The organism is Ruegeria arenilitoris, assembly GCF_013030265.1.
GTDB classification, from domain to species: Bacteria; Pseudomonadota; Alphaproteobacteria; order Rhodobacterales; family Rhodobacteraceae; genus Ruegeria; species Ruegeria arenilitoris_E.
Genome location: NZ_WPZQ01000010.1, coordinates 24162 through 41507 on the forward strand (window position 1 = coordinate 24162; position 17346 = coordinate 41507).

Annotated in this window: 17 protein-coding genes; 4 read left to right on the forward strand and 13 right to left on the reverse strand. The window is 56.6% G+C overall.

Features of this window, described 5'->3' with window-relative positions:
- Window position 1: 1 nt before the first annotated feature.
- From GOX61_RS17145 to GOX61_RS17160, 4 genes are all read right to left on the reverse strand, one after another.
- On the reverse strand, window positions 2-259 hold the full coding sequence (locus GOX61_RS17145) for a hypothetical protein (protein WP_155144243.1): 258 nt from the start codon (window positions 257-259) through the stop codon (window positions 2-4).
- Between the two features lie 3 nt (window positions 260-262).
- Window positions 263-1249: a branched-chain amino acid ABC transporter permease gene (locus tag GOX61_RS17150; RefSeq protein ID WP_155144239.1), complete on the reverse strand. Its 987-nt coding sequence runs from the start codon at window positions 1247-1249 to the stop codon at window positions 263-265.
- 29 nt (window positions 1250-1278) lie between these two features.
- Window positions 1279-2097, reverse strand: coding sequence for an ABC transporter ATP-binding protein (locus tag GOX61_RS17155; RefSeq protein WP_155144237.1), 819 nt, complete (start codon window positions 2095-2097; stop codon window positions 1279-1281).
- A 78-nt stretch (window positions 2098-2175) separates the two neighbouring features.
- A complete protein-coding gene (locus tag GOX61_RS17160; protein WP_170335942.1) occupies window positions 2176-4119 on the reverse strand; it encodes an AMP-binding protein in 1944 nt (647 codons plus the stop codon).
- A gap of 494 nt (window positions 4120-4613) precedes the next feature.
- Between GOX61_RS17160 and GOX61_RS17165 the strand changes: the two genes are divergently transcribed.
- A complete protein-coding gene (locus tag GOX61_RS17165; RefSeq protein WP_170335689.1) occupies window positions 4614-4988 on the forward strand; it encodes a hypothetical protein in 375 nt (124 codons plus the stop codon).
- A gap of 132 nt (window positions 4989-5120) precedes the next feature.
- Here GOX61_RS17165 and mutT read toward each other — a convergent pair whose 3' ends face one another.
- From mutT to GOX61_RS17185, 4 genes are read right to left on the reverse strand one after another with little or no spacing between them, the layout of a single operon-like run.
- Window positions 5121-5519, reverse strand: a complete 399-nt coding sequence (mutT, locus tag GOX61_RS17170; RefSeq protein WP_170335691.1) for an 8-oxo-dGTP diphosphatase MutT — start codon at window positions 5517-5519, stop codon at window positions 5121-5123.
- A gap of 19 nt (window positions 5520-5538) precedes the next feature.
- A complete protein-coding gene (locus GOX61_RS17175; protein WP_170335693.1) occupies window positions 5539-5886 on the reverse strand; it encodes a hypothetical protein in 348 nt (115 codons plus the stop codon).
- 35 nt (window positions 5887-5921) lie between these two features.
- A complete protein-coding gene (gene argJ / locus GOX61_RS17180) occupies window positions 5922-7148 on the reverse strand; it encodes a bifunctional glutamate N-acetyltransferase/amino-acid acetyltransferase ArgJ (protein WP_170335695.1) in 1227 nt (408 codons plus the stop codon).
- A gap of 5 nt (window positions 7149-7153) precedes the next feature.
- Window positions 7154-8002 (reverse strand): peptidylprolyl isomerase, encoded by an 849-nt coding sequence (locus tag GOX61_RS17185; RefSeq protein ID WP_170335697.1) that lies wholly within the window; start codon window positions 8000-8002, stop codon window positions 7154-7156.
- Between the two features lie 176 nt (window positions 8003-8178).
- Between GOX61_RS17185 and secA the strand changes: the two genes are divergently transcribed.
- The 3 genes from secA (at window position 8179) to GOX61_RS17200 (ending at window position 13489) form a co-directional block, all read left to right on the forward strand.
- Window positions 8179-10884 (forward strand): preprotein translocase subunit SecA, encoded by a 2706-nt coding sequence (gene secA / locus GOX61_RS17190; protein WP_170335698.1) that lies wholly within the window; start codon window positions 8179-8181, stop codon window positions 10882-10884.
- A 100-nt stretch (window positions 10885-10984) separates the two neighbouring features.
- Entirely contained in the window at window positions 10985-11908 is a 924-nt protein-coding gene (locus GOX61_RS17195) for a hypothetical protein (protein WP_170335701.1), read from the forward strand.
- Window positions 11909-11932: 24 nt separating this feature from the next.
- The gene (locus GOX61_RS17200; protein ID WP_170335703.1) at window positions 11933-13489 is read left to right on the forward strand and encodes a phosphate ABC transporter substrate-binding/OmpA family protein; all 1557 of its coding nucleotides are present in this window, start codon (window positions 11933-11935) and stop codon (window positions 13487-13489) included.
- A gap of 3 nt (window positions 13490-13492) precedes the next feature.
- On the opposite strand, the gene radC is transcribed toward GOX61_RS17200, so the two are convergent.
- The 5 genes from radC to GOX61_RS17225 are packed head-to-tail and all read right to left on the reverse strand — an operon-like array spanning window position 13493 to window position 17346.
- Complete coding sequence (gene radC, locus GOX61_RS17205) at window positions 13493-14248, reverse strand: RadC family protein (protein WP_170335705.1); 756 nt, start codon at window positions 14246-14248, stop codon at window positions 13493-13495.
- A gap of 35 nt (window positions 14249-14283) precedes the next feature.
- On the reverse strand, window positions 14284-15018 hold the full coding sequence (locus tag GOX61_RS17210; RefSeq protein WP_170335707.1) for an ABC transporter permease: 735 nt from the start codon (window positions 15016-15018) through the stop codon (window positions 14284-14286).
- Window positions 15015-15743, reverse strand: coding sequence for an ABC transporter ATP-binding protein (locus GOX61_RS17215; protein ID WP_170335709.1), 729 nt, complete (start codon window positions 15741-15743; stop codon window positions 15015-15017). The genes GOX61_RS17210 and GOX61_RS17215 overlap by 4 nt, the downstream gene beginning before the upstream one ends.
- The gene (tenA, locus tag GOX61_RS17220) at window positions 15740-16414 is read right to left on the reverse strand and encodes a thiaminase II (protein ID WP_170335711.1); all 675 of its coding nucleotides are present in this window, start codon (window positions 16412-16414) and stop codon (window positions 15740-15742) included. The genes GOX61_RS17215 and tenA overlap by 4 nt, the downstream gene beginning before the upstream one ends.
- Complete coding sequence (locus GOX61_RS17225; protein WP_170335713.1) at window positions 16411-17346, reverse strand: ABC transporter substrate-binding protein; 936 nt, start codon at window positions 17344-17346, stop codon at window positions 16411-16413. Before GOX61_RS17225 ends, tenA begins: the two co-directional genes overlap by 4 nt.

Below are 17346 nucleotides of genomic sequence, written 5' to 3' on the forward strand. Positions count from 1 at the left end.
CTTACTTTCCCCATTCTTCCTGCGCCCGATTGCGGGCTTCGGCGTCCAGTTGGTTGGATCCCTTGGCGTATCCGCTCGCCTCTGAGGCGCGCACCAGTTTCAGATAGGCCAGAACCCCCATGATCAGCCCGGCAAAGGCCAGGATCGCGGCGATCGTCAATTGACTGTCAGTCAGATCATCCGAGGTCAGGGCGATATAGCCAAAGGCCCAGAACCCTGCCCATGCGATCACGTTGATGATGGCGATCAGCTTGGTCACGGCCTACACCCTCTCGATGATCTTCTCGCCGAACAGACCCTGCGGCCGGAACACCAGGAAGATCAGCGCCAGTACATAAGCGAACCAGTTCTCAGTCGCGCCGCCCACCAGCGGGCCGATTGCAAACTCGAACAGTTTCTCGCCCACACCGATGATCAGCCCGCCGACAATGGCTCCGGGGATCGAAGTAAACCCGCCCAGCATCAGCACTGGCAGCGCCTTGAGCGCAATCAGCGACAGTGAGAACTGAACGCCCGACTTGGTGCCCCACATGATGCCTGCGACCAGAGCCACAAAACCGGCGACCGACCAGACCATGATCCAGATGAAGTTCAGCGAAATGCCAACCGACAGCGCCGCTTGGTGGTCATCCGCCACCGCCCGCATCGCCCGGCCCTGCTTGGTGTATTGGCTGAACGCGACCAGTGCGGCCACCAGCAGTGCTGCGATGATCGTCGCGACGATATCCAGATTGTCGATGAAGAAGCCGTAGCCAAAGATGTTGAACGTGGTCTCGTCGATCCACAGATTGATGCCCTGCGGCAGACCCACATCCAGCGTCTTGATCTCGGACCCCCACATCAGGTCGGCGACACCTTCAAGGAAATAGGCCAGACCAATGGTCGCCATGAACAGAATGATGGGCTCTTGTCCGACCAGATGGCGCATCACGAAACGCTGCACTGCCCAGGCCAGCAGCACCATGACCGCCATCGTAAGAATGATCGCCAGCAACGCCGGGACGTTCCAACCAAAATAGTGGACATGAGTGCCAAGGATCGCGTTGATCAGATGCGCAAACGGCACCTGCCCGTTCATGATCCCAACCAGAGTCATGGCGGCGAACAGGGCCATAACCCCTTGGGCATAGTTAAAAATGCCGGACGCCTTGTAGATCAGCACAAAGCCCAGCGCGACCAACGCATAAAGCACCCCGGCCATCAGACCGTTGAGGATGACTTCCATCGCAAATACGAGTTGTTCAGGCATGTCAGCCCCTCCCCAATTCTGTCCGGCCTTTAGTCATGGCTGACCCCCAGATAGGCGTCGATGACCTCCTGATTGCTGCGCACCTCATCCGGGGTGCCGTCGCCGATCTTCTTGCCGTAATCCATCACGACCACCCGGTCGCTCAGGTCCATCACAACGCCCATGTCGTGCTCGATCAGCGCAATCGTGGTTCCAAACTCGTCATTGACGTCGAGGATAAAGCGGCTCATGTCCTCTTTCTCTTCGACGTTCATGCCAGCCATCGGTTCATCCAGCAGCAGCAGCTTGGGTTCCGCCGCCAGCGCGCGTGCCAGTTCGACCCGCTTCTTGAGACCGTAAGGCAGCCGCGAGACCGGCGTTTTTCGGATGTGCTGGATTTCGAGGAAGTCGATGATCTTCTCAACGGCTTCACGGTTCGCAACCTCTTCCGCCTCGGCTTTGCCCTTCCACAAGGCTTGCTGAAAGATGTTGGTCTTCATGAAGTTCAGACGACCGGTCATCACGTTGTCCAGAACACTCATGCCCTCGAACAAAGCAATGTTCTGGAACGTCCGTGCAATGCCCTGCCGGGCCACTTCATAGGGTCGCATCGGCGGGCGCTTTGATCCGTGGAACCAGACCTCGCCCTCCTGCGGGACATAAAACCCCGAGATCACGTTCAGCATTGAGGACTTGCCGGCCCCGTTCGGCCCAATGATGGCGCGGATCTCACCCTCGCGAATATCGAACGAGATATCCTTGATCGCCACCACACCGCCAAAGCGCAGAGTGATGTTTTTCATCTCCATCACCACACCGCCGATCTTGCGGCCGTCTTCGGTGACATATCCTTCGGAGTTATCCAGCATCAGTCACTCCCTGACTTACGCAAAAACGGGACGGTGGGCGGGGCGATGACCGCAGGTCGAGCGGCGCATGACCGGCCCTCATTCTGCGGCCACCTTGTGCTGAACAACCGGCACAACCGGTGCATCTACAATCTCAAGCTTAGCGCTGATTGAGCCCTTGCGCCCATCTTCATAGGTGACTTCGGTTGTTGTCGAGATCGTCTCGGACCCATCGTAAAGCGCGTCGATGATGTCCTGGAACTTCTCCTCGACAAACCGACGACGCACCTTGCGGGTCCGGGTCATCTCACCATCGTCAGCATCCAACTCTTTGTGCAGCACAACGAAGCGGTGGACCTGACAACCCGATAGCATTTCATCTGCGGCAACGGATTTGTTCACCGCTTCAACATGGCTGCGAATCGTCTCTAACACACGGGGATGTCCCGCCAGTTCCTGATAAGACGCATAGGCCACATTGTTACGCTCGGCCCAGTTACCAACCGCGGTCAGGTCGATATTGATGAAGGCCACGCAGCGGTCCTTGCCGTTGCCAAACAGCACGACCTCAAGAATGTCGGGGTAGAACTTCAGCTTATTCTCGACGTATTTCGGCGCGAACATTGAGCCATCGGCCATTTTGCCAACATCTTTGGCGCGGTCGATGATCCGCAAATGGCCCGAGCTTTCCTCGATGAATCCGGCATCGCCAGTCGCCACCCAACCCTCGGCATCTTTGGTCGAGGCCGTTGAATCCGGGTTGTTATAGTACTCGACGAAAACGCCGGGCGAGCGGTAGTGGATCTCGCCACTGTCATCGATTTTCAACTCAACATCTGGTGCGGGAACGCCAACCGTGTCGGCCCGAACCTCGCCATCCGGTTGCACTGTGATGAAAACGGTGGCTTCGGTCTGGCCATAAAGCTGCTTCAGGTTGATGCCCAGTGAGCGGTAGAAATCAAAAATCTCCGGTCCAATCGCCTCTCCCGCGGTATAGCCCACACGGAACCGGCCATAGCCCAGCGTATCCTTTAGCGGCCCATAGACCAGCAGGTTGCCCAGCGCGTATTTCAGCTTGTCGCCAAAGCCCACAGGCTTGCCGTCCAGCAATAGGCCACCAACTTTCTTGGCATGGGCCATGAAGTGGTGGAACATGCGCTGCTTCAGCTTGCCCGCGTCCTCCATCCGGATCATCACGTTGGTCAGCTGGGTCTCGAACACACGCGGCGGAGCGAAGAAATAGGTCGGCCCGATCTCGCGCAGGTCGGTCATCATCGTGTCAGCGCTTTCGGGGCAGTTCACACAGAAGCCGCACCAATAAGCCTGTCCGATGGAGAAGATGAAATCCCCTACCCACGCCATCGGCAGATAAGACAGGATGTCTTCGTTCCGGGTCAGATGATCAAAATCGGCCGAGTTCTTGGCGCTTTCGATCACATTTCGGTTCGACAGAACCACTCCCTTGGGCTTGCCCGTGGTGCCCGAGGTGTAGAGCATCACGCAGGTGTCGTCATAAGTGATCTCAGAGATACGCTTGTCCAGTTCAGCGTCAAACCGGGCATGACCGGCGCTGCCTTCGGCCATGATATCCTCAAGCGCGTTCATCTGGCTGTGGTCGTATTTCCGCATCCCGCGCTTGTCAGTGTAGAGGATGTGTTTGACCTGATGCAGATTTTCCTGAATCTCGATGACCTTGTCGACCTGCTCCTGATCACCGCAGACCACGTATTTCGCACCACAGTGTTCCAGCACATAGGCCATCTCTTCGGCAACCGAGTCCTGATAGAGCGGCACCGGAACCGCGCCTACCATCTGCGCCGCAACCATTGACCAGTAATGCGCGGGGCGGTTGCGCCCGATCACTGCGATATGGTCGCCCTTCTCAACACCGAGTTCCAGATAACCAAGGGCAATCGAACGGATTTCCCTGGCCGCTTCGGCCCAGGTCCAGCATTGCCAGATACCGAATTCCTTTTCCCGATAGGCCGGGGCGTCCCCGAACTGGGTGACATTGCGGTGTAGAAGCGCCGGAAGGGAGGTCATCCCCTCGGCGCCCGACTGCGTCTGAGCCAATCTCTTTTCTCCTCCCCATCCGACCCCTCCTCCGGGCCGGAAACGGCGGACCCGAGGATCAACCCCGGACGCCAATGCCCCGATTAGGGACATGGACACGATCAGCGTCAACTTTTTCCTGATGTTTTCTCAATTCTTACGAATTGTAACAGGGATACAGAGGCCGTCTTATGAATTGTACAAGATGTACAACCCATATGATTAGAGTGCTTGGCCGCCTGATAAAATCGTGAGAACTGATTGCATCCTTGTTCACTGAGAAATGAAGCGAAAAGCCGGGCATCGATACGAAGTGTCGAGAATTGGAGTTTGGGCCTGTTTTGCAAACTCGTTGTCCTGCCGCCCCTCTTGGACAAGAGTTCTCTTTGGAAGGCCGTCAAATAAATGGCGCGAAGCAGTCCAAAAAACGGCCTGTTCAAGCCTCACTAGCAAGAAGCTAATTCAAAAAAATCTTAGAGGGCCACATGTCATCCAAAACAAAGCCTACAATTATTTGGGCGCTTTATGCCGCAAGCCTCGTCGCGCTTTTGACCTCATTCATTGCAGTTAGTTTAGCTTATTCTTGGCGCAAGACTGATCCAGGTTACAAAGTTGTTTACGACCAGCAAATTCGCAGGTTCTGGATCGCTGGCATTGGCTGGGCTTTGGGGCTCCTGGTGTTCGTATTCGCGGCATTTACTGACAGTAGCCCTGCTGGGTCGGGCATACCCCTATTGGGCAACATAGGGTTGCTGATTATTGTTGCAACGCAGCTTTGGTTCGCCTTATCGGCAATGATTTCGATATTCTTAATACCTCAATCATCGAACTCTGGAAAAGCGCCACAAACATTTGCGTGATCAAACACTGAATGAATTTTCCATCCAATTAAGGCGGGCAAACCAATTCAAGGAAACATGCAGAATCGGGTTTGTTGCCCATCGCATGTTGTTACTCAGACAGATTTCCGAAAAGCCCGCCCCAACCCAAGCCTACAACCAATCCCTTAATATCGGGATCAGCGGCACGTCAGCAGCAGGCATAGGATAATTCCGCAACTCATTCGCACGCGCCCATTTGAGTGCCTGCCCTTCCTTGGATTGCGGAATACCCTCCCACTTGCGGCAGGCAAACAGCGGCATCAGCAAGTGAAAATCGTCATAGCTGTGGCTGGCGAAGGTCAGCGGGGCGAGGCATGAGGCCCAGGTATCGATGCCCAGTTCCTCGTGCAATTCGCGGACCAGCGCGGCCTCGGGCGTTTCGCCGGGTTCGATCTTGCCGCCGGGGAACTCCCACAGGCCAGCCATGGATTTACCCTCCGGGCGCTGCGCTAACAGCACCCGGCCTTCGATATCGATCAGGGCGACGGCGGATACCAGGATTGTTTTCATAATCACTTACCAAGACGAATTAGTGTGGGTTCTCAATGCATCTACCAGAGTTTGATTGTGAAAAACTCTTGTCAGAATTCATGGTCAGCATCTGCACTCGGACTGGTTCAGAAGTATTACGCGGTATCATCTGAAGCGTTAGCTTGCTCGGATTGTAGGCTTGTTGCTCCGCTAACCAGACTGCTTCTTTAGAAACCTTAATGACGTCATATTCACGAATACCGCCATCTACCGAGGCCACCATAGTTTCGCTGTCTACAACAATTTCAAAGGAAGATTTATAGTCCCAAGTACATTTCAGGTAGACGTTCTGCGCTTGCGCGGGTGATGCTGCCACGCCGGCCATTAGAGCTAAAAAATAGCGCATTCAAGTTTTCCATTTCTGCCGGAATTGCTCCGATTTCACGACCGGTAATCCGCGTTGATTTCGATGTAGCCGTGGGTCAGGTCACAGGTCCAGACAGTGGATTCTCCGTCCCCCAAACCTAGATCAACGGTGATCATAAGGTTCTGACCCTTCATGTATTCTGCGGCATCTTCCTCACGATAATCAGGGCTGACCCAACCCTTCTCGGCCACCAGAATGTCACCGAACGAAATGCTCAGCAGATCGCGGTCGGCTGCAGCTCCCGATTTACCGATTGCCATGACCACCCGACCCCAGTTCGGGTCTTCACCTGCGATTGCGGTCTTGACCAGTGGAGAGTTTGCGATCGCCAGCCCATGCACTTTTGCATCAGCGCCCGAGACTGCTCCGGTCACCCGGATTTCCACAAACTTTGTTGCGCCTTCACCGTCGCGTACCACCTGCTGGGCCAGATCCAGCATGACACCTTCCAATGCATCGGCGAAATCGGCGTTGTCTGTTGCATCAACACCCGACGCACCGGTCGCACACAGCAACAGGCTGTCCGAGGTCGATGTATCGCTGTCTACAGTGATGCAGTTGAACGTCCGATCCGTTTGGGCGCCCAGCATGGCCTGCAGTGCCGATTGGTCAACTTTGGCATCCGTGAAGATGTAGACCAGCATCGTTGCCATATCCGGCGCGATCATGCCGGAACCCTTGGCAATCCCTGAAATAGAGACTGTTTTGCCGTCTATCTCGACCTGTGCGCTGGCGCCTTTCGGGAAGGTATCCGTTGTCATGATGGCACGAGCAGCGTCTTCGAGCTTGTCATCTTGCAGGGCGCTGTTCAGCACATCCAGCTGTGCCACGATGCGTTCATGCGGCAGCGGCTCGCCGATCACCCCGGTGGATGAGGTGAATACACGATCCACAGCCACGCCGGTAACCGAAGACACGGCCTGCGTCACTTCAGCGACCGAGCTCTGACCGTAATGCCCTGTAAACGCATTGGCGTTGCCCGAATTCACAAGGATCGCCGCTGGCCCCTCGCTGGAGCCGCCGATCTTTTCCTGACAATCCAGCACCGGAGCAGCCCGGGTCGCTGATCGGGTAAACACACCGGCCACCGATGTGCCCGGGTCCATGACCGCCAGCATGACATCCGTGCGGCCCTGATAGCGCACACCTGCCTCGACAGTGGCAAAGCGCGCACCGTTGATGACCGGCAATTCGGGGAAAGCCGCTGGTGCAAGCGGTGAAACCTTGGTGATCGTGGCCACGGGAGTTACTCCTGAATCAGGTCCAGCTGGCGGATGACCTCGGGGCCAGTGCCTTCAAGAGCGGGGCGTTCAATCTGTGCCTGCTGGGTCAATTCATCGATCCGGGCCTGAATTGCATCCTGACGAATGGTTTGGGCAAGCTCTTCGCGAACCACCGCCAGTTCAGGAGCTTCGGACTTTCGCTTGTCATTCAGTTTGACGACATGCCAGCCGAATTGAGTTTGAACGGGGTCGGATACATTGTCTTTCTCCAACGCAACCACTGCCTGTTCGAATTCCGGAACCATCTGTCCCTTACCGAACCAACCCAGCGAACCGCCGTTGGGGCCAGAAGGGCCTGTGGATTTTTCCTTTGCCAGTTCAGCAAAATCGGCACCGTCGTCCAGTTGCGACTTGAGCTCTTTCGCCTCTTCTTCGGTTTCTACAAGAATATGGCTGGCGTTGAACTCATCCTCACCCTCGAAATCAGCGAACTGTGCGTCATAGGCCGCCTGGATCGCCTCATCGGTCACGGTGGCCTCGGTAACCTCGTTGACGGTCTGAACTGCCCGAAGGGAACGTGTTTCGTTTTCCAGCGCCAGTTCGTTCAGGGCCGACAGGCCATCCTGCTGCTGGCCCAGCAACTGCTGTTGCACCAGCTGTTCCAGGATGAACTCGTAGAGCACATCATCTTCCAGTTGCTGATACTGCGGCGGCAGAGCGGCAGCGGTGGCGATGACGTGACCCAGTGTGATTTCATCCCCGTTGACCCGTGCCACGACGGTGTCCACATCAGGCTTGGTTTCGGCGGCAACAGGCAGTGCCATCACAGCAACGAGAGCGAGCGATGGCAAAAAAGTGAGGCCTTTTGGCATTGAATCATCCTATTTTCTTGCCGCGACGGGGCGTGGCGTTGACACTCTGGAACCTGCCGCTTACATCGCCTTGAAGCCTTGGACAGGGCCGCCTTTCACCCCCCGTATCTATGGGTTGCGCGCAAGGTGGGCAAGCCTGTCGCAACCAAGACAAGAACAGATCCGCTGGAGTGAACATGCTGGGACTCGGAACGCTCGCCAAAAAGGTGTTCGGAACACCGAACGACCGCAAGATCAAGGCGACCCGCCCCCTGATCGAAAAGATCAACGCGCTGGAGCCCGAGTTCGAGAAACTGACGGACGAGGGTCTGATCGAAAAGACCGAAGAGCTGCGCAAACGTGCGCTGGACGGCGAGAGCCTGGACGCTCTGCTGCCCGAAGCCTTTGCCAACGTCCGCGAGGGTGCAAAGCGAGCGCTGGGCCTGCGCGCCTTTGATGTGCAGCTGATGGGCGGTACCTTCCTGCATCAGGGCAACATCTCGGAAATGAAAACGGGTGAGGGCAAGACGCTTGTCGCCACCTTCCCCGCCTATCTGAATGCGCTGACGGGCAAGGGTGTGCACGTGGTGACGGTCAATGAATACCTGGCCAAGCGTGACTCGGAATGGATGGGCAAGGTGTTTGCCGCCGTAGGTATGACCACCGGTGTGATCTGGTCGGGCCAGCTTGACGCCGAAAAGAAGGCTGCATACGCGTGTGACGTCACCTATGCGACCAACAACGAGCTGGGTTTTGACTATCTGCGCGATAACATGAAGGCGGATCTGGCCGAGATCTACCAAAAGTACCACAACTTCGCGATCGTGGACGAGGTGGACTCGATCCTGATCGATGAAGCGCGGACACCGCTGATCATCTCGGGCCCGTCGCAGGACCGTTCGGACCTTTACACGGCCATCGACGCCCTGATCCCCTTGCTTCAGGATGATCATTTCACGCTGGACGAAAAATCCCGCAACGTGACCTTCACCGACGAAGGCAACGAATTCCTCGAACAGCAATTGCTGGATGCGGGACTGCTGCCCGAAGGCCATTCGCTGTATGATCCCGAAAGCACAACTGTTGTGCACCACGTCAACCAGGGCCTGCGCGCGCACAAGATGTTCCAGCGCGACAAGGATTACATCGTGCGCGATGGGAACGTCATTCTGATTGACGAATTCACTGGTCGCATGATGCCGGGCCGCCGCCTGTCCGAGGGCTTGCATCAGGCGATCGAGGCCAAGGAAGGCGTGCAGATTCAGCCCGAAAACGTGACACTGGCCAGCGTGACGTTTCAGAACTACTTCCGCCTCTACGATAAACTGGGCGGCATGACAGGCACCGCGCTGACCGAGGCAGAAGAGTTTGCCGAAATCTACGGTCTGGGCGTAGTCGAGGTTCCGACCAACAAACCAATCGCGCGTGAAGACCGAAACGATCAGGTGTATCGTACCGCTGCCGAAAAATACGATGCGATGATCAAGCAAACCAAGAAAGCCTCTGAAAAAGGGCAGCCGGTATTGTTGGGTACCACATCGATCGAAAAGTCCGAGCTACTGAGTCAATTGCTGGTCAAGGAAGGCATCGAGCATAACGTTCTGAACGCCCGCCAGCACGAGCAGGAAGCGCAGATTGTGGCAGATGCCGGTCGACTAGGTGCGGTTACTATCGCGACCAACATGGCCGGTCGCGGAACCGACATTCAGCTGGGCGGCAATGTGGAAATGAAAGTCCTGCAGGCGTTGGCCGAAAATCCGGATGCAGATCCGGCGGAACTGCGCGCCCAGGAAGAAGCCCGCCACGCAGAAGAAAAGCAAAAAGTACTGGAGGCCGGTGGCCTCTACGTCATGGCCTCGGAACGTCACGAAAGCCGCCGGATCGACAACCAGCTGCGTGGCCGCTCGGGCCGTCAGGGCGACCCCGGCCGCACCATCTTTTATCTGAGCCTCGAAGATGACCTGATGCGTATCTTCGGCTCAGAACGTCTGGACAAGGTCCTGACCACCTTGGGCATGAAAGAGGGCGAAGCGATCATTCACCCATGGGTGAACAAGTCGCTTGAGCGCGCTCAGGCCAAGGTCGAAGGTCGAAACTTTGACATGCGTAAGAACGTTCTGAAATTCGACGATGTCATGAACGACCAGCGGAAGGTGATCTTTAACCAGCGCCGCGAGATCATGTCAGCAGACGATCTGTCGGATATCGCATCGGATATGCGCGAACAGGTGATCGACGACCTGATCGATCAATACATGCCGCCAAAGACCTATGCGGATCAGTGGGATACTGACGGTCTGCATGAGGCGATCAAAGACAAGCTGAACATGGATGTCCCGGTTCAGGACTGGGCCGCCGAAGAAGGTGTTGATGACGAAGAAATTCGCGAACGCCTCATCAAGACCACTGACGATATGATGGCGCAAAAAGCCGTCGCTTTCGGCCCGGAAAACATGCGCAACATCGAAAAACAAGTGTTGCTGCAGACCATTGACGGCAAATGGCGCGAGCATCTGCTGACGCTCGAGCATCTGCGCTCGGTTGTTGGATTCCGCGGTTACGCTCAGCGTGATCCACTGAATGAGTACAAGACCGAAAGCTTCCAGCTGTTTGAATCGATGCTGGAGGGCCTACGGGAAACCGTGACCCAGCAACTGGCCCGTGTTCGCCCGCTGTCCGAAGAAGAACAGCGCGAAATGATGGCTCAGATGGCGGCACAGCAGGCGCAGATCAAAGAGGCTACCGATCAGGCCGAAGCCGTGGCCGAGGCCGAAGCCTCGGGTGATCCGCGTCCCGGTTTTGTCGAAGATGACCCTGAAACCTGGGGTAACCCGTCACGCAATGACAAATGTCCCTGCGGTTCGGGTAAGAAGTTCAAACACTGCCACGGCCGTTTGACCTGACGTCACCCAACCTCGGACACAATGACTCCGCGTCGCGGCCACATATTGGCCGCGATTGTTAATGAAATTGCGACTCGCTCCTTCAACTGGGGAGGGTGTCTTGTTTGTCATTAAGAACTACGTGACCACCTGTGGCACAGTGGCCTGTGCTCTTGCGATTGGTTACCTGATGCAGAACGGTCCGAACGCGCAACACAAAGGCGCGACCATTCAGCATGCCTCCGTGACAAACGAAAGTTCTGTAATCCCCGGACTCGAAAGTGTTGTTCTGACCTCTACTTCACCGGCAGACACTGAGAGTTCAGTGACATCCCCGGCAAACCGAACAATTCGCGCCAAGCCTACAGACCCTCAACAGCAGGTAGACTGTAATCTGAGCGCACGCGCAGTCGCCGCACCACAGGCCGCTGCTCGATTGACCTTAAAGGCCCCCTGTAAGCCCAGCCAGAATGTCGAGCTTCACCACAGCGGAATGACGTTCACAGCCAGGACAGATGAGGACGGCCGTATTGACCTGACCATCCCGGTGCTTTCCGAATATGCGATTTTCCTGATTTCCTTCGAAGACAATGCCGGAACAGTCGCCACAACTCACGTCCCGGATTTCGCGGCATACAACCGCGTTGCCCTGCAATGGCGGGGAAACACCGAGCTTCAGCTACATGCGCTGGAGTTTGGTGCAAGCTATGGCGAGGCCGGGCATGTCTGGGCGAACCCGCAAGCTCAGGGTGTGGGCAACGTGGTTCACCTGGGCGTCGCAGGCTCAGCAAGTGCACACAATGTCGAACTGTATACCTTTCCGGCCGGTCAAACGGATCAGAACGGTGAGATCGCACTCACCGTCGAAGCGGAAGTGACAGAGGCAAATTGTGGGCGTGAACTGAGCGTTCAATCGCTGGAAATCCGCGCGGATCGCCGTCTGCGGTCGCGTGACCTGACACTGCCGATGCCGGATTGTTCCGCAGACCAGAATTTTCTGGTGTTGAATAATCTGTTCGAAGACCTGACAATCGCGGCAAAGTAACCGCAGGCAGTTTAACGGTCCCCTATGTATTTTCTTCGCGCGGCAACTACGATGTTGTCGTTTTTTGCAGGTGCTGCAGGTGTCGCGGCGCAGGACATTACCCTGACCTCACACGACGGTAAGGTCGAGGTCACAGGCAATCTGTTAAGCTATGATGGCGAGTTTTATCGCGTTGATACGCAATTTGGCGAGCTGACCGTGGATGGATCCGGGGTCACCTGTGAGGGTCTCGCCTGTCCCAATCTCATCGATTTCGTTGCTGAAGTCAGTTTTTCGGGTTCCTCGGTCATAGCTGACGCTCTGATGCCTGCCTTGATCGAAGGCTTCGCCCGACAAGAAGGTCTGGAGACGAACCGCACGGATTTAGAGGAAGGTCTATTTGTCTACGCACTGCAACAGCCGGGGCGTCAGGCACCGCTGGGTCGCCTGACATTTCACGCTGGAAACACCGCGCGGGGTTTCGCTGACCTGATCGGGGATGAGGCTGACATCGTCATGGCCTTGCGCGAAATCCGCCCTGAGGAAAATGAAGCGGCTCAAGAGGCTGGGATTGGTGATCTGACCCGGCCTCGCCGATCGCGGGTCCTGGCGCTGGATGCCATGGTCCCTGTTGTATCAAGGGAAAATCCGATCCGTCGGATTCTACCAAGCGATCTGGCTCGGGTTTTTGCCGGAGAGGTCACAAACTGGGCAGAGCTGGGCGGGCCGGATGCGCCAATTGCGTTGCATCTGCCGGATGCGGGTGGTGGACTTGCGCAGGCCGCAGAAGATTTGCTGTTAATCTCTGCCGATGCGCCGCCTGAGGTGGTTATCGAACGGCACGCCCGCAGTAGCGATCTGGTGAAAGCCGTAGCAGATGACCCCTTTGCCATTGGTATCGCCAGTCATGCCGGGGTTGGTCCGGCGCAAGCTTTGCCTTTATCTGGCGGCTGCGGATACGCTCTGACGGCAACACGGCAATCGATCAAAACCGAGGATTATCCTCTGACGTCACCGATGTTCATGTATTTGCCGCAACGCCGGCTGCCAAAGATTGTCCGGCAGTTTCTGGCCTACACTCAAAGCGCCGAGGCGCAGATGGTGATCCGGCAAGCCGGGTTTGTTGATCAGTCACCCGAAACGATCCGCATCGGATTGCAAGGGGATCGGTTAGCAAACGCCATCACCGCCGGCGGGGCCGAAGTGGGCATGGAAGAGCTGCAGCGGATGATCGAAACGCTAAGGCCCTTGTCGCGCCTTTCGCTATCATTTCGGTTCGAAACGGGTTCATCCCGACCCGATGCACAATCACGCTCGAACATTCAGCACCTCGCGCAGGCGCTTGAAAGCGGGGCGTTTGATGCGCGCAAGCTGATCTTTGTGGGTTTCAGTGACGGGGACGGTGCGGCCTCGGCCAATGCACGCATCGCGCTTCGCCGCGCGCAGACCGTGCGGAATGCGGTACTGAATGCCGTTGAAACTGCAGTTCCGGAAAGTGTCGAGATCGATGTCGAAGGGTTCGGCGAAGCCATGCCGATGGCCTGCGATGACACGGATTGGGGCCGAAAGGTCAATCGCAGGGTCGAGATCTGGGTCGAGTGACCTCTATAGATAGCCTTGCGACCTGAAACTCAATTCAGTTGATTTTCCGATAATCAGGTGATCATGCAGGGTCAGTCCCAGCGCAGTACAGGCGTCCTGAATACGGTTTGTCATATCGATATCCGATTGTGACGGTGTCGGATCGCCCGAGGGATGATTGTGTACCAGGATCAGGGCAGAGGCATTCAGTTCCAATGCGCGTTTCGCCACCTCTCGCGGATAAACGGGCACATGGTCCACCGTACCCTTGGCCTGTTCTTCATCCTCGATCAGAACGTTCTTGCGATCCAGATAGAACACCCGGAATTGTTCGGTTTCGCGATGCGCCATTGTGGTGTGGCAATAGTCTATAAGCGCATCCCAACCCGAGATCACATGGCGTTGCATCACCCGCGCGCGGGCCATGCGGTGGGCGCAGGCCTCGAGTATCTTCAGGTCGGTGATCACCGTGTCACCCACCCCCTTGATCTGGCGAAGCCGCTCTTCGGGTGCGGTCAGCACGCGGTTGAAATCTCCAAACGCGTCCAGCAACGCCCGGGCCAGCGGCTTCACGTCCTGCCGGGGGATCGAACGAAACAACACAAGTTCCAACAGCTCATAATCCGGCATCGCCGCAGATCCACCCGACATGAAGCGTTCACGCAGGCGTTTACGATGGTCCTTGATATAAGACGGTAATCGACCCGAGGGCAGCGGCGCCACCGGGGCTTCGTCACTTTCAAACAGCATCGGGGCTTCAGCAAAGGCGTCCTGAGTCATGCGCTCAGACTGGCTCAGAATAGGTTTCCGATTGGTTAATGGGCCTCACCTGCCATACGAGCTGTCGCGTGGCGTACAAGTATATGCAGGACAATGGAAAACACACCCAGGGTCAGCATCGCGGCAAACATCAGATCGGTCTTGGCGCGGCCATTGGCCAGCAACATCAGATAACCCAGCCCTTGCGATGATCCTACCCATTCACCAATCACGGCACCGATTGGCGCGTAGACCGCCGCCAGCCGCATACCAGAGGCGAGTGAGGGCAACGCAGCAGGAATCCGAATATGCCACAATACCGAGCGTGAACTGGCCTGCATTGTCCGCGCAAGATCCAGATATCCGGTGGGCGTCCGCATCAATCCGTCAAAGAATGATGAGGTGATCGGAAAATAGATGATCAACACCGCCATCGCGACCTTGGACCAAAGACCATAGCCCAGCCACAGTGTTAGTAGCGGTGCCAACGCAAAGACCGGCAAAGCTTGCGTAAATACCAACATGGGCTGGACCAGAACGCGCGCAGCCCGTGAATTTGCCAGCTGCAACGCAGTGATCACACCCAGAAATGTTCCGCAGGCCAGTCCGATCAGAACCTCGACCGCCGTGATCCAGGTGTGTTCCGCGATTAACCAGCGATTCTGCCACCATGTCTCGACCACAAGCGCGGGGCCGGGCAGAATAAACTTGGGCAAACCCGTCAGGCTGACAATTGCCTGCCACACGCCAAGGGCAAACAAGGTTGCTGCAAGGGCGGAAAGGTATTTCACGCGGCTTCCTCTCTCAACAATCTGAGCAACGAGCCTTGTGTTTCCAGCGTCTCCAGATCGTCGACTTTACGTGGGGCGGGCGCGGGCGGAGGTTGGCAATGGGTCAATCCGTGCTGGGTCATGACCACAATTGTTTGTCCCAACCGTGCCGCCTCGGCCGGATCATGGGTAACCAGCAGAACGGTCCGACCCTGCAAGGCCTCTGCTGCCAGATCCTGCATATCGGCCCGGGTTCGTGCATCGAGGGCGGAAAAAGGTTCATCCAACAGGACAATCGGTCGATCCTCCATCAACGTGCGGGCCAGAGCCACACGCTGACGTTGACCACCCGAAAGTTCGGCAGGTTTCTTGTTCATGTGGTCCGTCAATCGCATGCGCGCGATCAAACGATCCCGTCGATTCCGATCGATTTTCTCGCCCCGCAGCCGTGCACCCAGCGAGACGTTCTGCGCAACGGTCGCCCATGGCAGCAAAAGATCGTTCTGCGCCATGTAGGCGACACGCTCAGCGACTGGTTTCCCGTCACTGGCGGCGATCTGGCCAGAAAAATCAGCGCCAGTGTCCAGCCCCGCGATCAACCGCAGGACTGTGGTTTTTCCAACGCCCGATCCACCCAAAAGGCAGGTCCACTGCCCGGACGCCAGCGACAACGACAATGGCGCGAACAGGCTCGCGCTGCCGATAGACGCCTGGCCCTCGAAGATCAGATCGGGCGCTGGTGTCATGGGGTAAAGCCCATTTGCCAGAAATTGACCTCAAGCTCAGTCGCGGTACGGAACGTCTGGCACAGGCGATCCCAGCGTGGGGATGCCTCAAAATTAGCACCAATGCGCCGTGTTAGAGCCGAATCTAACAGCTCTCCAACCGCATAGCAGGCCTGTTGATACTCATCGCTCGAATAAGCGTCGATCCAGTCGCGATAGGTCTCAGAGGTCGCCTCGACAGCAAGTCGGGTGCCGATTTCACCATATCCCATCACACAAGGTACAAGGGCCGCGAGCAGATCAAGCAGATCACCGCTGTAACCCGCCTCAAGCACATAGCGTGTATAAGCGAGGTTTTCGGCCCGCTCCGGTGTGGCGAACAGCTGATCCTGCGGGATGCCTTCGGCCTCGCAAATGCCGATATGCAGCTTCATCTCTTCGCTGATCAAACCATTTACGGTGCGGGAGGCAGCCAGCATCTCATCATGCGTTTCAGATTTCACCACCGCCAGCGCCCAAGCGCGGGAAAAGTGGATCAGAAACACATAATCCTGTCGCAGATAATGCAGGAACGCCTCACGTGGGAGCGTTCCGTCCTTCATCCCTTCGACAAAGGCGTGGCGGGTGTAGTCCCGCCACGGCCCCTGTGCAGTATCACGCATCAACGTGAAGGCTTTGCCATAATCGCTCATTGTGAAGTCACATCGATAGTGATGTCGCTGACAGGGTTGATGCTGTCGATCATGCCGCTGTCTTTCAGGAAAGCCTCGAACCGGGCATAGCGGCCTGCGTCAAAACCCGCAGGGCGCAGCGCGAAGCGGGACAATGTATCCACCCAGGCGCGGGCATTCAGCTCATCCTGCAACTCAACTGAGGTTGCGGCGAAGATTTCCCAGCTTTCTTCTGGGTTGTTGACGATGAACTGCGTGGCCTTCTCGGTTGCGGCCAGAAAGCGGGCGATTTTGTCGGCGTCCATCGTATCAGGATTGGCGACGTAGATCAGTTCATCATAGGGCGGCACACCTTCTTCTTCGATATAGAAGCAACGGCCGGCGACACCCTCGATATCCATCTGGTTCAGTTCAAAGTTGCGGAATGCCCCGATAACTGCATCGACCTGCCCGGTCATCAGCGACGGAGACAGAGAGAAATTGACGTTGATCATTTCGATGTCATCCAAGGCGACGTCATGCACGCCCAGCATCGCGGACAAAACAGCCTCTTCGACGCCCGCTACTGAAAAACCAACCTTCTTACCCTTGAGATCGGCAAGCGTTTCGATCGGACCGTCTTTGAGCACCAGCAGACAGTTCAGCGGTGTTGCAACCAGCGTACCGACACGCTTAAGCGGCAGGCCTTCGTGAATCTGCAAGTGCAGCTGCGGTTGATAGGATACCGCCAAATCGGCCTGTCCGGCTGCAACCAGACGCGGCGGGGCTGACGGATCTGCAGGCGGTATGACCTCGACCTCAAGCCCCTGATCGGCAAAGTAACCCTTTTCCTGCGCAATGATGATTGGTCCGTGATCCGGGTTCACGAACCAATCCAGCAACAAAGTCATCTTGTCTTCGGCCCAAGCAGGCGCAGCGGCCAACAGGGCAACAGCTGTAATCAGCTTTTTCAT

Excerpts from the sequence above, each read along its gene's own strand:
- GOX61_RS17200 (WP_170335703.1), top strand. The coding sequence starts at position 11,933 with ATGTATTTTCTTCGCGCGGCAACTACGATGTTGTCGTTTTTTGCAGGT.
- GOX61_RS17155 (WP_155144237.1), bottom strand. The coding sequence starts at position 2,097 with ATGCTGGATAACTCCGAAGGATATGTCACCGAAGACGGCCGCAAGATC.
- GOX61_RS17150 (WP_155144239.1), bottom strand. The coding sequence starts at position 1,249 with ATGCCTGAACAACTCGTATTTGCGATGGAAGTCATCCTCAACGGTCTG.
- GOX61_RS17225 (WP_170335713.1), bottom strand. The coding sequence starts at position 17,346 with ATGAAAAAGCTGATTACAGCTGTTGCCCTGTTGGCCGCTGCGCCTGCT.
- tenA (WP_170335711.1), bottom strand. The coding sequence starts at position 16,414 with ATGAGCGATTATGGCAAAGCCTTCACGTTGATGCGTGATACTGCACAG.
- secA (WP_170335698.1), top strand. The coding sequence starts at position 8,179 with ATGCTGGGACTCGGAACGCTCGCCAAAAAGGTGTTCGGAACACCGAAC.
- radC (WP_170335705.1), bottom strand. The coding sequence starts at position 14,248 with ATGACTCAGGACGCCTTTGCTGAAGCCCCGATGCTGTTTGAAAGTGAC.
- mutT (WP_170335691.1), bottom strand. The coding sequence starts at position 5,519 with ATGAAAACAATCCTGGTATCCGCCGTCGCCCTGATCGATATCGAAGGC.
- GOX61_RS17160 (WP_170335942.1), bottom strand. The coding sequence starts at position 4,119 with ATGACCTCCCTTCCGGCGCTTCTACACCGCAATGTCACCCAGTTCGGG.
- GOX61_RS17215 (WP_170335709.1), bottom strand. The coding sequence starts at position 15,743 with ATGACACCAGCGCCCGATCTGATCTTCGAGGGCCAGGCGTCTATCGGC.
- GOX61_RS17165 (WP_170335689.1), top strand. The coding sequence starts at position 4,614 with ATGTCATCCAAAACAAAGCCTACAATTATTTGGGCGCTTTATGCCGCA.
- GOX61_RS17175 (WP_170335693.1), bottom strand. The coding sequence starts at position 5,886 with ATGCGCTATTTTTTAGCTCTAATGGCCGGCGTGGCAGCATCACCCGCG.
- GOX61_RS17185 (WP_170335697.1), bottom strand. The coding sequence starts at position 8,002 with ATGCCAAAAGGCCTCACTTTTTTGCCATCGCTCGCTCTCGTTGCTGTG.